Here is a 12,751-nt window from a genome sequence, read left to right as displayed (position 1 = left end):
CCGGGCGCGACGCGGTCGCGGCCCCGACCGGGCCATCGATCAGCCTAACCCCCGGGCGCACAGCGCCCATCTATGCCGTGGCGGCCCCGGAGCGCCGCGCTACCGGGTCGGCCACACCTCGCGCCGCTGGTCCGCGTCGTCGCGACCGGCCCCGGTAGGGTCTCCTCATGGCAGACGTGCTCACCGCCGAGGCGGTGCGAGAAGAGCTGGGTGGCCTGGCGGGCTGGTCGGCCGGCCCCGCTGGGCTCACCCGCACCGTGGAGCTGACCGACTTTCCGGAGGCCATCGCGGTGGTCGACCGGGTCGCCGTGGCGGCGGAGGAGATGGACCACCACCCCGACATCGACATCCGCTGGCGCACCCTGACCTTCCGCTGCGTCACGCATTCGGTGGGCGGGGTCACCCGGCGCGACCTGGAACTGGCGCGACGGATCGACGAAATCGTGGGGAGCCTCCGATGAGATTCGAGATCAGTAAGGTGCTGGACGCCATCGAGGGACGGGCCAGCACCGACCCGTCGCTGGCGCGGGCCGTCGTCGACCTCGCCGAGGTGATCCGCTACCAGGATCTCGACGGCGGCCGGCCGGCCAGCCTGCTCCGCCTCGGCATGGTGATCGACGCCCTCGCCCGCGAGTTGGAGGAGGACAGCGTCCCGGTCTACGCGGTCGTGCACCGGGCCCTGCTCTCCGACGCCGACCTCACCTCCAATGAGCGCATGGTGGTCCGCCGGTGGGCGGACGACGGGCTCGTCGAGGTGCTCGACAACCCGGGCGACCGGGTGCTGGAGGTGGCGGACCTGCTCGGGCTGCCCGTGCTGACCCGGGTGCGGGCCGAGGGCCTGCGCGGGCGCTACCCGTGGCTGGTCGAGCAGCCCGGTCGGGTGGTCGCCCCGGTGCCGGGCGCGGGCGGTCCGGCCTTCGTCGCCCACGTCGGTGGTGGCCACACCCCGGTCGCCGGTGACCGGTCCCCGGCCGGGGTGAAGCTGCTCGCCCGGCAGTGGCGCTGCGGGGAGTCCAACTGCGCGCTGTTCGGTGGTGGCGGGGGCGGCGGGGCCTTCGCCGACCTGTCCGGGGTGGTGGACCGCAGCCCCGCCGGTCAGCCGCCGCCCACGCTGCGCGGTGGCGTGCCCACCTGCCCCCGGCACGGCACCCGGCTCGGCGACGCCGGTCCACGACCGCGCAGCGCAGTCCTCGCGGTGCGGGTGGGCGGGCTGATCCGGCGTCGCTTCGTGCTCACGGAGGAGGAGCCGGTGGTGGTGGGCCGGGCACCCGAGCAGGCCGGCGCGATCGTGCTCGGGCAGTGGCTCAACGACGAGGCCCGACGCTGGATCAGCCGCAACCACGTCCGGTTCGAGCTGCGGGTCGGCGAGGTGATCGTGACGGACGTCAGCACGAACGGCTCGGGCATCCGGCCGGGTGGGTCGATGGCGGAGGCCGACCGCCTCCCGCTGGCGCCGCAGCAGTCGCGGGTGCTGGCCGAGGGCGACATGGTGGAGCTCTACCCCGGGGTGCAGATCGGCCGGCCGGGCGAGCTGCCCGCCGGGGCCTCCTACACGCCGACGTCGGTGATGGCCGAGGCCCCCACGATGGCGATGCGCCTGCCCCGCTGATCCGGCGGGAACGACGGCGGGCGCCGGGACCGTGGTCCCGACGCCCGCCGCCGTACGCGGCTCAGCCGGCCAGCACGGCGGCGAGCTGGGCCACCGCGTGGTCGATCTCCGCCTCGGTGATCACCAGCGGCGGGGCGAGCCGGATGGTGGCGCCGTGGGTGTCCTTGGCGAGCACCCCGCGCTCGGCGAGCCGCTCGCATGCCTCCCGGCCGCTCATCAGCGTCGGGTCGATGTCGAGGCCGGCCCACAGGCCCCGGCCCCGTACCGCGACGAGGCCCCTGCCGAGCAGCGAGCGGAGGCCGGCGTGCAACCGGTCGCCCAGCTCGGCCGAGCGGCGCTGGAACTCGCCGGTGGCCAGCAGCCGGACGACCTCGGTCGCGACGGCGCAGGCCAGCGGGTTGCCGCCGAACGTGGAGCCGTGCTGGCCCGGCCGGAGCACGCCGAGCACGTCGGCGTCCGCGGCCACCGCGGAGACCGGCACGATGCCGCCGCCGAGCGCCTTGCCCAGCAGGTACATGTCGGGGACGACGCCCTCGTGGTCGCAGGCGAAGGTGGCCCCGGTCCGGCCGAGGCCGGACTGGATCTCGTCGGCGATGAAGAGCACGTCCTGCTCGGTGCAGACCCGGCGCACCCCCGGCAGGTAGCCCTCCGGCGGCACGACGACGCCCTGCTCGCCCTGGATCGGCTCGATCAGGACCGCGACGGTGTTCTCGTCGATCGCGGCGGTCAGCGCGGCCAGGTCGCCGTAGGGGACCACGGTGAACCCCGGGGTGTACGGCCCGAAGTCGGCCCGCGCGTCGGCGTCCGTGGAGAAGCTGACGATGGTGGTCGTACGGCCGTGGAAGTTGCCCTCGGCCACCACGATGTTGGCTCTGCCCGGCGCGACTCCCTTGACCTGGTAGCCCCACTTACGGGCGACCTTGATGCCGGTCTCCACCGCCTCGGCGCCGGTGTTCATCGGCAGCACGAGGTCCTTGCCGCACAGCTCGGCCAGCTCCCGGCAGAAGTCGGCGAACTGGTCGTGGACGAACGCCCGGCTGGTGAGGGTCAGCCGGTCGAGCTGGGCGTGCGCGGCCGCGATCAGCGTCGGGTGCCGGTGGCCGAAGTTCAGCGCCGAGTAGCCGGCCAGGCAGTCGAGGTAGCGGCGGCCGTCCACGTCGGTCAGCCAGCAGCCCTCGGCGGAGGTGATGACCACCGGCAGCGGGTGGTAGTTGTGCGCGGTCCACCGCTCCGCGTCGCGGATCGCCTCCGGCGTCCGCAGCATGTCGTCGATCACAGGCTCGCCTTTCCCTGACGGAGTCGCAACGTGCAGCACTTCGGCCCGCCGCCGGCCTTGCGCAGCTCGGACAGGTCGACACCGATCGTCTCGTAGCCCCGGTCCCGCAGTTTCGCGGCGAGGCCGGTGGCCTGCGCCGGCAGCACCACGTGCCGGCCGTCGCCGACCGCGTTGAGCCCGAAGACCTCGGCGTCGGCGAGGGTGGCGTGCACCGCGTCGGGGAAGAGCCGGCGCAGCACGGCCCGGCTGCCGGGCGAGAACGCCTCCGGCAGGTACGCCACCGTCCGCTCGTCGAGGACGGTGAGCGCGGTGTCCAGGTGGTAGAAGCGGGGGTCGACGAGCTGCATGGTGACCACCGGGTAGCCGAAGGTCTCCTGGAGCTGGGCGTGGGTGGCGTGGGCGGTGCGGAAGCCGGTGCCGGCGAGCAGGACGTCGCCGGCGAGCAGGATGTCGCCCTCGCCCTCGTTGACGTGCTTCGGGTCGTACACCTCGAAGCCGGCGGCCTCGAACCAGGCGCGGTACGCGGGGGCCTCGTCGGCGCGCTGCGGGTCGCGGAACTGCACGGCCATCGCCTTGCCGTCGATCACGGTGCCGCCGTTGGCGGCGAACACCATGTCGGGCAGGCCGGGCAGCGGGGTGATCTCCTCGACGGTGTGGCCCAGGTCCCGGTAGGTCTGCCGCAGCCGCTCCCACTGCCGCACGGCGAGGTCGGTGTCGACCGGCGCGCTCGGGTCCATCCACGGGTTGATCGCGTAGTCCACGGCGAAGTACGTCGGCCGGCACATCAGGAAGCGCTGGCTGGTGGCGTCCGTCGTCATCTGTCCTGCTCCCAGGGTCGGGCGCGCCCCGGCCACCTTCGGCCCACGGGGCTGGCGCCGTTGCTCAACGCTATGCGGCCCGGGCGGCATCATCCACCGGTGAGGCTTGCGTGGACCGGCTGATCGTTGCGTATCTGGGGCAGTGTGGGCGTGATCTGTTGCGTCGGGCCGCCCCGGTTGGCCGGCGTGCCCCCAGCGGGGCGGCCCGACCGTCGCCCGTCAGTCCTGTTCCACGCCGACACGGGTGTGCCGGTGCCGGGGCGACACCGGGACGAGCTGCTCGACGCGCGGGAGGGCGTGGTCCCGGCCGCTACCGCGGACTGAGCCGGCCCCCGGCCCCGGGCCAGGCCACCGTCGCCTCGGGAGAAACACTTCGGGGGCGGCGATACCGCCGCCCCCGAAAAGGGTTGCCCGGCTGGTGAACCACCAGGCTGGTCGGGCGCCGCCGGTGAACCACCGGCGCTGCCGGCGCATCGCCGGCGAGTCGGACAGTGCCCGCTAGAAGCGGTCCACAAACTGTGAGTCGAGCCACTCCCGGAACCGCTGCACCCAGTCGCCGTCGGTGCTCGGCCAGTCGAACTGGCCGGTCATCGCCAGCACGCCGAGCACCACCGCGCCGAGGCCCAGCACGATGCCGAGCAGGGCGTCGGTCTTGCCGGCGATGTGGCGGCGGCGGGTGGCCATCAGGCCGAGCACCGCGAGCACCGCGCCGACCGCGCCGAGCCCGATGCCGTACCCGGCGAGGGTGCCGGTGAGCACGAAGAGCGCCCCGGCCACGCCGACGACCAGCCCGAGCGTGGCGAGCATGCTGGCCCGGGGCTTCGGGCCGACCGCCACCGACGGGTCCCGGCGGTCGGGCACGCCGTCGCCGTCGCGGTCGACGGTGCGCTCGGCGTCCAGGGTGCGGTCGGCGGTTGCGGTGCGCTCGGCGTCCACGGCGCGGGCGTCGGTCACCGGGCGGTCGGCGTCCGTCCCGGGGCGGGGGTGCACCGCGGGTGCGGCGGCCACCGCGTGGTCGCGGTCCGTGCGGGCGACGCCCGCCGCCGCGTCCCGGTCCGCGTCGGTCGTCCGCGCGCCGGTGGGCTGTTCGAGGGTCGGGTCGGTGCCGGTGGCCCGGGAGGTACGCCGGGACCCGTCGTCGGTCGGCCGGGCCGTGGCCGCCCGCGCGACGGCCGCCCGCTCGGCCGCCCGCTTCTCGGCGGCAGCGTCGCGCCCTTCGGTGGACGACGCCGCACTGCTGCGGTAGGTGGTCTGCTCGCTGTCCCGCTCCGTCACCACCGGCTGGTCGGGCCCGCCGCTGCGGTCCACGCCGGCCTGTGCCGGGCCGGCCTGGCCAGTCCCCGCCGCCACGGCGTGACCGTCGACGTTCTCGTCCCGGTTCTGCGCCTCTTCCGAGCGGCGCAACAGCGAAGGAATCTTCACCACAACACACCTCCTGGGGAAAGCGTGGTGGCCGATGAAACGAACGCCGCCCACGCGGTACACCTCCGCAATACCCAGCCGGCCCTTCTCCGACACGGGTCCGGGGCGCGCCGGCCGCGCTGGCTATCCTTGGCACCCGTGCCAGAGGGACACACCATCCACCGCCTGGCGGTGCGGCACGCCGACCTCTTCGTCGGGGACGAGCTGCACGCCGCCAGCCCGCAGGGCCGCTTCGCCGACGGCGCGGCCCGGCTCAGTGGCACCGTCCTGGAAGACACCGAGGCGTACGGCAAGCACCTGCTGCACCACTACGCCGACGACGTGACCCTGCACGTGCACCTCGGGCTCTACGGCAGGTTCACCGACGGCGCCGGGGAGCCGCCGGAGCCGGTCGGTCAGGTCCGGCTGCGGCTGAGAAGCGACCGGCACTGGCTCGACCTGCGCGGCCCCACCGCCTGCGAACTGCTCGTCCCGCCCGAGGTGGCCGCGCTGCGCGCCCGGCTCGGCCCCGACCCGCTGCGCGCCGACGCCGACCCCGACCGGGCGTACGCCCGGATCTCCCGCAGCCCCACCCCGTTGGCCGCGCTGCTGCTCGACCAGTCGGTGGTGGCCGGCACCGGGCTGATCTTCGTCACCGAGGCGCTGTTCCGGGCCGGACTGCCGCCGACGCTCCCCGGCCGAGGGTTGACCCGCGCCGGCTGGGACGCGCTCTGGGCCGACCTGGTGGCGCTGATGCGGCTCGCCGTCACGCGTGGCCGGATCGACACCGTCCGCGACGCGCACCTGCCCGAGGCGATGGGCCGGGCCGCCCGCGTCGACCGGCACGGCGGCGAGGTGTACGTCTACCGCCGCCCCGGCGAGCCCTGCCACGCCTGCGGCGACCCCGTCAGCCGAGGCGAGCTGGCCGGCCGCAACCTCTACTGGTGCCCCACCTGCCAACGCCTCCCGAGCCACCCGTCCTGCGCGGTGGCCGGGTGACCGGCATCCGCCCCGCCGCCCGTCGGGCTGAGGTTGCGCCCGCCGGGTTGGGGATGTGCCGCCGGGCTGGGGATGCGCCCGAGGGACGCTGTCGAGCTGATGTCGTAAACGACTCACCGGCCGTCCGTGCCCGGGGCGGTCCTACCGCCATGGCCATCGCCTGATGTCGTAACCGACTCAGCTCCAAAGCGCGCGCACAAGGACTGGAAGTTCCGGCACCGACGATCATCGACGTGTCCGACCCCGCATCGGGAAGCAGCCGCCACGGTCATGCTCGACCGCACTCCGGGGAGACCGGCTCGCGTAGCGCGTCCGCCAACAGCTCGTAGGTCTCCCGCACCGCCCCCACCACCGTCCCCGGACGCAGGCGTACGACCTCCATCAGGTCGTCGTGCATCGTTGCGAGCACGACAGCGGCGACTCTGCGAGCCGCGTCCGTCAGCTCACCGGCAGGAACGACATAAGTGGCAGAGGGGCCTCAGGGTGCTTCTACCGGCGGCACCTGGGGCCAGGTTCCTGGCGCTTTGCGGCGGTGCGGCCCGGTTTCGAGCAGCCAGCGGACCACCTCGACCTGGCGGGGAAAGACCTGACCGCCGCCGATGCTCCAGGCCAGCGTCTGGCCGACCGCCCAGCCCCGTACCCGCTCCCGGTCGAGGCCCAGCTCCGCGCTGAGCCGGTCCAGCCGGTGCCGGACCGCCTGCGGCGAGTGCCCCAGCTCCCCGCCCCGCACCAGCGCCACGACCCCGAACTCCCGCTCGCCGGTCAGGGGCTTCGGATCGATCACCAGCCACGGCTCGCGGGTCGCGCGCAGCACGTTGCCGGCGTGTAGGTCCTGGTTGACCAGCACCTGCTCGCCCTGGCTGTCGACGAGATCGGCCAGTAGCCCGAGCGCCGCGTCGAGCAGTGGCCGCTCGTACGGCCGGCCGGCCCGCTCCCAGTTTCCGGGCAGCCGCGCCATCCAGCCGGCGGCCTCGCGCGCGAGCGGCCTGAACGGCGGGCCGGCGGGCCGCCACAGCCGGGGCAGCAGCCCGACCGCCGCGTCCAGCGCCGCGTCGGCGCTCAGCGCGTGCAGCGGCGTGCCGGGCACGCACCGCTCGACCAGCAACGCGCGCCGGCCCGGGTCCTGCGCCAGTAGCCGGGCCGCACCCGCCCCGGCCCAGCGCCGCAACGCCGTCGCCTCGTGGACGCTGTCGGGGTCCGGGAACTGGAGCTTGAGCACCGCCGGCGTGCCGTCGGGCAGCTCGGCCGGCAGGGCCAGCGACGCGAAGGCGTACGGGAAGGGTGGCCCGACCCGCAGCGACCAGCGCTTTGTGCAGGCGGCCAGCCGCTCCGGCAGCGTCGCCAACCACTCCCGCCCCGCCGGCGTGCCCCGCACCCAGCCCAGCCCGTCGGGGATCGTGAGTTCGAAATCCACCCGGCCATCCTGGACCGTGCCCGTCGTGCCCGCACCGCCGATTTCCGGCCACCGCACCGGGCCCGGCGGGTGGGCTGGGCGGGGTCGGTGCGGGTGGCGCGGGTCAGCGGAGGCGGCGGATGTCGCCGTGGGCGCGGTAGAAGCCGCCCCGGCCGGACTCGCGGACCTGGGTGACCAGGTAGCGCGCGCCCGGCTCACGGATGCCCTTGGGGAACTGCACCGACCAGTCCCGGTGATAGCCGGGGGAGAGCACGTGCACGCGCAGCCGGCCGTGGTCCTCGACGCACTGGACGACCACGCCGCCGCCGACGTCGCTTGTCACCTCGACCGTCGTCCATGCCACCGGCTCCGGCACCCGGCTCGGGGCCTTGACGTCGACCACGTCCGGAACGCTGCCGGCCTCCGCCGCCCGGATCGCCGGCTCGCTGGCGTCGATGCAGGCCAGGTGGCCACTGGTGGTGACCACGTAGAGCCGCTCGTCGTGGTATTGCATGGAGTAGGCCGAGCCGCAGCCGGTGCCGAGCTTCCACAGCCGGTTGCCGGCCGCGTCGAAGCAGTAGATCGAGGACTGGCTGTCGCCGGCGAAGACGTACCTGCCGCCCTCGGCCGTGGCGCAGGAGAAGACCGGGGCGTCGCACCGGTAGCTGCGCTCGGTGCGGCCGTCCTTGGCCAGGCGCACCACCTCCCGGGTGCCGGTGCCGGCGAACACCGCGTCGCGTTCCTGCCAGCCGAAGAGCACCGAGCCCGTGGGGGTGTGCCACAGCTCGCGGCCCGTACGCCAGTCGTAGCCGGTGACGCCCTGCGAGTGGCCGTGGTAGAGCGCGTCGGCGTCGCAGCGCACCATCCACGCCGCCCGGCCGCGACCCTGCCGGCGCCAGAGGAACTCGTCCTCGTGGTCGACGGCGACGATGCCGCCGCCCGCGTCGGAGACGCCCAGCACGCCGTCGTGGATGTCCAGCCAGTAGATGTCGATCTCCGGCGCGATCTCGTAGGCCACCCGGGGCACCTTGCCGGAGAGGTCGTAGACGTTGCCGTCGTCGCAGCCCGCGTAGACCCAGGCGTCGTCGGCGACGATGCACTTCACCCCGTCGGGGAGGCGGACCTGCTGGAGCACCCGGGCGTCGTGGCCGAGGGTGGTGATGACTCCGCGCTCGTTGCCGACGATGCAGCTCTGCCCGTCGACGAAGATGCCGAAGGCCGGGGCGCCCGAGTCGTAGCGCCACAGCACCGGGGCGGTGCGGGCGGTGGACCGGGTGCTGACGATCTGCCGCCGGGAGACGGTGCGTTTCTGCCGGACCCCGGGCACCGCCGGGGCGTACCCCTTGCGGATCTTCTCGCCGATCTTCTTCGCCGCCGCCGCGCGGGCCTTGGCGTTGTCGGGGTAGGCCGCGGTCTTGACCTGACCCTGGTCGCCGATCCGGCCGTAACGAACGGTCAGCGCACAGTCGTCGACGACGACCTCGTAGAACTTGTGCGCACCGTCCACTTCGGACAGTTCGAGGTAGGTCGTCTCCTGCGACATGGGGCCCTCCGAGGGGGTCAGCGACCGGCCCGACGTGGCCGACGCGGCGACAGCGGGCACACGCTAACCCCCACCCCCGACAAAGCCCACCGCAGTGCGCGGCCGTCACCGAGGCGACGCGTCGGCGAGCCGGGCTGCCAGCGCCCTGACGTGCTCGACGAGCTCCGGAGGTTCGTGCACCTGGAAGTCGAACCCCTTGGACGCCACGTAGATGGCCAACTCGTCAAGCGAGTCGGACCCGGTTCGCAGGGTGCAGCTCCGTTCGTCGACCGGCTCCAGCGCCCCGGTGGTGGGGGCGATCCGCTCCGCCGCGGTCTCGGCGCTGACGTGCAGGGTGAACCGGGCCTGGTACCGGTAGGCCGACGTGGAGATCGCCCGCGAGGTGTAGCCGCTGATGTCGGGGTCCGGCGGGGTGCGCGGGGTGAACCGGGGGCCGGTGGGCGTACGCGGGTCGAGGCGGTCCACGCGGTAGGTGCGCCAGTCCCGGCGGTCGACGTCCCAGCCGACGAGATACCAGCGCCGGCCCGTGTGCACCAACCGGTGCGGCTCGGTCGTGCGGACGCTGCTGGTCCCGTCGTGGGTGCGGTAGTCGAAGCGCAGGCGCAGCGAGTCGCGGCAGGCGGCGGCGATGGCGGTGAGGGTGCCCGGGTCGACGGTGGGGCCGGCGTTGGCCATCGGCACCGTCACCGACCGGAGGGCGTTGATCCGGTGGCGCAGCCGGGACGGCAGTACCCGTTCGAGCTTGGCCAGGGCCCGCACGGAGGTCTCCTCGATGCCGGTGATCGACCCGCCGGCGGCAGTGCGCAGACCCATCGCGACCGCGACTGCCTCGTCGTCGTCGAGTAGCAGCGGCGGCACGTCGGCGCCGGCGCCCAGCCGGTAGCCGGCGGTGCCCGCGGTGGACAGCACGGGGTAGCCGAGGCCGCGCAGCCGGTCGATGTCGCGGCGCACGGTGCGCGGAGTCACCGCCAGCCGCTCGGCCAGTTGGGCGCCGGACCAGTCGCGTCGGGTCTGCAGGAGCGAGAGCAGTCGCAGCAGCCGCGCCGAGGTTTCCCACATGGTCCGGGAGTCTGCCAGTCAGCTAGGACCGAACTTGACCTAACCGGTCCCTAGGCTCATCGGCATGGCGAACAACAGCGGGATCCGGCCCTTCACGATCGACATTCCCCAGGCCGACCTGGACGACCTGCGGGACCGGCTCGCCAGGACCCGGTGGACCACGGACCTGGCCGGTGTCGGCTGGAGCCGCGGGGTGCCGGCGAGCTACCTCAGAGGGCTGGCCGAGTACTGGCGCGACGGCTACGACTGGCGCGTGCACGAGCGGGAGCTGAACAGGTATCCCCAGTTCACCACCGAGATCGACGGGCAGAACATCCACTTCCTGCACGTACGCTCGCCCGAGCCGGACGCGTTGCCGCTGATCATGACCCACGGCTGGCCCGGCTCGATCGTGGAGTTCCTGAACGTCATCGGCCCGCTGACCGACCCGCGGGCGCACGGCGGCGACCCGGCGGACGCGTTCCACCTGGTGATCCCGTCGATCCCCGGCAGCGGGTTCTCCGGGCCGACCGGCGAGGCCGGCTGGGACACCAACCGGGTGACCCGGGCGTTCGCCGAGCTGATGGACCGCCTCGGCTACGACCGCTACGGCGCGCAGGGCGGCGACACCGGCGCGGTCGTCTCCCCGGGGCTGGGCCGGCTCAACCCCGACCGGGTCGTCGGCGTGCACGCGAACGGGCTCTCCGCGTTCACGGAGGTCGACCCGGACGAGGTGGGGGAGCTGACGGAGGCCGAGCGGGCGCGACTGGAGCACCTGGCGTACCTGAGGACCGAGCAGTCCGGCTACACGATGATCCAGATCAGCCGGCCGCAGACCCTGGCCCACGCGCTGCACGACTCCCCGGTCGGGCAGTTGGCCTGGATCGTGGAGAAGTTCAAGGAGTGGACCGACCCGGCCGCCGAACTGCCCGAGGACGCGGTGGACCGGGAACTGCTGCTCACCAACGTGATGCTCTACTGGCTGACCGGCACCGCCGGGTCCTCCGCCAACAGCTACTACGAGACCGCGCACGCCGGAGCCTGGGGCGCGAGCGCACGCTCCACGGTGCCCACCGGGGTCGCGGTGTTCCCCATGGACGTGTCGATCCGGCGCACCGTCGAGGGAGAACACACGGTCGTGCACTGGTCCGAGTACGGGCGCGGCGGCCACTTCGCCGCCATGGAGGCCCCCGACCTGCTCGTCGGCGACGTCCGCGGGTTCTTCCGCAAGCTGCGCTGAGACCACCGCGGCGCCGGCCCCGACCAGGTTGGCGCCGCGGTGCGCGCTACCGGGCGGCGGCCAGGGCGTCGACGGCCTTGCGCGCGGCGATCAGCACCGGGTCCCAGACCGGGGCGTACGGCGGCGCGTAGCCGAGGTCCAGCCCCGTCATGTCGTCCACCGTCATGCCGTTCCACAGCGCCACGGCCAGGGTGTCGATGCGTTTCGCCGCCTCGGACCAGCCGACGATCTGCGCCCCGAGCAGCCGTCCGCTGGGTCGCTCCGCGATCAGCTTCACGGTGATGGGTCGGGCGCCCGGGTAGTAGCCGGCGCGGCTGGTCGACTCGGCGGTCACCGACACGAACTCGAACCCCGCCGCCGCGGCGTCCCTCTCGCGCAGCCCGGTGCGCCCGACCTCCAGCTCACAGACCTTGGTGACGGCGGTGCCGACCACCCCGGCGAAGGTGGCGTACCCGCCGCCGATGTTGATGCCGGCGACCCGGCCCTGCTTGTTGGCGTGGGTGCCCAGCGGCACGTGCACCGGCAGCCCGGTGACCCGGTGCACGGTCTCCACGCAGTCGCCGGCCGCCCAGACGTCCGGCACCCCCGGCACCCGCATCCGGCGGTCGACGCGGATTCCGCCGGTGTCGCCCAGCGGCAGGCCGGCGGCCTCCGCGAGCGCGGTGTTGGGGCGTACGCCCAGACCGAGGACGACCACGTCGGCGTCGATGGGCCCGTCGGCGGTGAGCACGGCGGACACCCGGCCGTCGGTCTCCGCCAGGCCGGTCACCCCCACCCCCGTGCGGATGGTGATGCCGATGCCCCGCATGGCGTCCGTGACCAGCGCGGCCATGTCCGGGTCGACGGTGGCCATCGGCTGCTCGGCCTGCTCCACGAGGGTGACGGCGAGCCCGCGCTGGATCAGCGCCTCGGCCATCTCCACGCCGATGTAGCCGCCGCCGACCACCACCGCGCGGCGCGGCCGGGGTTCGGACTCCAGCCAGTCGCGCAGCGCCGCGCCGTCGTCGAGGGTCTGCATGCCGAAGATCCCCCCGGCGTCGGTGTCCGCCCAGTCGGGCTTCTTGGGCACCGCGCCCGTGGCGTACATCAGGGTGTCGAAGCGTTCCCGGACCTCGCCGCCGCCGTCCAGGTCGCGCGCGACGATCTCGCGCCGGTCGAGGTCGATGGCGGTCACCTCGTGCCGCAGCCGGACGTCGATGTCGAACTTCTCCCGGAACGTCTCCGGGTCGCGGGCGATCAACTGGTCCCGCTCGGGGACCAGCCCGCTGATCCAGTACGGGATGCCGCACGCCGAGTACGACGTGAAGTGCCCCCGCTCGAAGGCGACGATCTCCAGGTCGCCACGGTCGCGGCGGCGTCGCGCCTGGGACGCCGCCGCCATCCCCGCGGCGTCTCCACCGATGACGATCAACCGTTGCGCCACGGGCACCATCC

Annotated in this window: 12 protein-coding genes; 4 read left to right on the top strand and 8 right to left on the bottom strand. The window is 74.0% G+C overall.

Translation table 11 applies throughout. The annotated features are described in order from the left end of the window. Window positions 1-167 precede the first annotated feature (167 nt). Window positions 168-461, top strand: coding sequence for a 4a-hydroxytetrahydrobiopterin dehydratase (locus tag ACQ452_RS23540; protein WP_433387389.1), 294 nt, complete (start codon window positions 168-170; stop codon window positions 459-461). After that, complete coding sequence (locus tag ACQ452_RS23535; RefSeq protein WP_433387388.1) at window positions 458-1,609, top strand: FHA domain-containing protein; 1,152 nt, start codon at window positions 458-460, stop codon at window positions 1,607-1,609. The genes ACQ452_RS23540 and ACQ452_RS23535 overlap by 4 nt, the downstream gene beginning before the upstream one ends. A 61-nt stretch (window positions 1,610-1,670) precedes the next feature. On the opposite strand, the gene rocD is transcribed toward ACQ452_RS23535, so the two are convergent. The 3 genes from rocD to ACQ452_RS23520 form a co-directional block, all read right to left on the bottom strand. Continuing rightward, on the bottom strand, window positions 1,671-2,885 hold the full coding sequence (rocD, locus tag ACQ452_RS23530) for an ornithine--oxo-acid transaminase (RefSeq protein WP_433387387.1): 1,215 nt from the start codon (window positions 2,883-2,885) through the stop codon (window positions 1,671-1,673). Next, window positions 2,882-3,703: a dimethylargininase gene (gene ddaH, locus ACQ452_RS23525; protein ID WP_433387385.1), complete on the bottom strand. Its 822-nt coding sequence runs from the start codon at window positions 3,701-3,703 to the stop codon at window positions 2,882-2,884. Before ddaH ends, rocD begins: the two co-directional genes overlap by 4 nt. A 498-nt stretch (window positions 3,704-4,201) precedes the next feature. Further along, entirely contained in the window at window positions 4,202-5,125 is a 924-nt protein-coding gene (locus ACQ452_RS23520; protein WP_433387383.1) for a thrombospondin, read from the bottom strand. Window positions 5,126-5,263: 138 nt separating this feature from the next. Between ACQ452_RS23520 and ACQ452_RS23515 the strand changes: the two genes are divergently transcribed. Continuing rightward, entirely contained in the window at window positions 5,264-6,103 is an 840-nt protein-coding gene (locus tag ACQ452_RS23515; RefSeq protein WP_433387381.1) for an Fpg/Nei family DNA glycosylase, read from the top strand. Window positions 6,104-6,371: 268 nt separating this feature from the next. Here the strand turns inward: ACQ452_RS23515 and ACQ452_RS23510 are convergent, their stop codons facing one another. The 4 genes from ACQ452_RS23510 to ACQ452_RS23495 all read right to left on the bottom strand — a co-directional run bounded on the left by ACQ452_RS23510 (window position 6,372) and on the right by ACQ452_RS23495 (window position 10,098). Further along, window positions 6,372-6,512 carry a hypothetical protein gene (locus ACQ452_RS23510; RefSeq protein ID WP_433387379.1) on the bottom strand — a complete coding sequence of 47 codons (141 nt, stop codon included), beginning with the start codon at window positions 6,510-6,512 and terminating at the stop codon, window positions 6,372-6,374. 69 nt (window positions 6,513-6,581) lie between these two features. Further along, window positions 6,582-7,517: an aminoglycoside phosphotransferase family protein gene (locus ACQ452_RS23505; protein WP_433387377.1), complete on the bottom strand. Its 936-nt coding sequence runs from the start codon at window positions 7,515-7,517 to the stop codon at window positions 6,582-6,584. Between the two features lie 103 nt (window positions 7,518-7,620). After that, a complete protein-coding gene (locus ACQ452_RS23500; RefSeq protein WP_433387375.1) occupies window positions 7,621-9,039 on the bottom strand; it encodes a WGR domain-containing protein in 1,419 nt (472 codons plus the stop codon). A gap of 105 nt (window positions 9,040-9,144) precedes the next feature. Then, on the bottom strand, window positions 9,145-10,098 hold the full coding sequence (locus tag ACQ452_RS23495; RefSeq protein WP_433387373.1) for a helix-turn-helix transcriptional regulator: 954 nt from the start codon (window positions 10,096-10,098) through the stop codon (window positions 9,145-9,147). 64 nt (window positions 10,099-10,162) lie between these two features. On the opposite strand from ACQ452_RS23495, the gene ACQ452_RS23490 reads away from it, so the two are divergent. Next, a complete protein-coding gene (locus ACQ452_RS23490; protein WP_433387372.1) occupies window positions 10,163-11,317 on the top strand; it encodes an epoxide hydrolase family protein in 1,155 nt (384 codons plus the stop codon). Between the two features lie 46 nt (window positions 11,318-11,363). Here ACQ452_RS23490 and ACQ452_RS23485 read toward each other — a convergent pair whose 3' ends face one another. After that, on the bottom strand, window positions 11,364-12,740 hold the full coding sequence (locus tag ACQ452_RS23485) for an FAD-dependent oxidoreductase (protein WP_433387370.1): 1,377 nt from the start codon (window positions 12,738-12,740) through the stop codon (window positions 11,364-11,366). Window positions 12,741-12,751 lie beyond the last annotated feature (11 nt).

The organism is Micromonospora sp. KLBMP9576 (assembly GCF_050941805.1).
Classification (GTDB): Bacteria; Actinomycetota; Actinomycetes; order Mycobacteriales; family Micromonosporaceae; genus Micromonospora.
Note: the sequence above shows the minus strand (reverse complement) of the source record. Positions and strands in the feature narration are given on the sequence as shown.

What these genes read in the sequence shown, in the direction of transcription:
- ACQ452_RS23500 (WP_433387375.1), bottom strand. Translation starts at nt 9,039, where the DNA reads ATGTCGCAGGAGACGACCTACCTCGAACTGTCCGAAGTGGACGGTGCG.
- ACQ452_RS23535 (WP_433387388.1), top strand. Translation starts at nt 458, where the DNA reads ATGAGATTCGAGATCAGTAAGGTGCTGGACGCCATCGAGGGACGGGCC.
- ACQ452_RS23540 (WP_433387389.1), top strand. Translation starts at nt 168, where the DNA reads ATGGCAGACGTGCTCACCGCCGAGGCGGTGCGAGAAGAGCTGGGTGGC.
- ACQ452_RS23495 (WP_433387373.1), bottom strand. Translation starts at nt 10,098, where the DNA reads ATGTGGGAAACCTCGGCGCGGCTGCTGCGACTGCTCTCGCTCCTGCAG.
- ddaH (WP_433387385.1), bottom strand. Translation starts at nt 3,703, where the DNA reads ATGACGACGGACGCCACCAGCCAGCGCTTCCTGATGTGCCGGCCGACG.
- ACQ452_RS23490 (WP_433387372.1), top strand. Translation starts at nt 10,163, where the DNA reads ATGGCGAACAACAGCGGGATCCGGCCCTTCACGATCGACATTCCCCAG.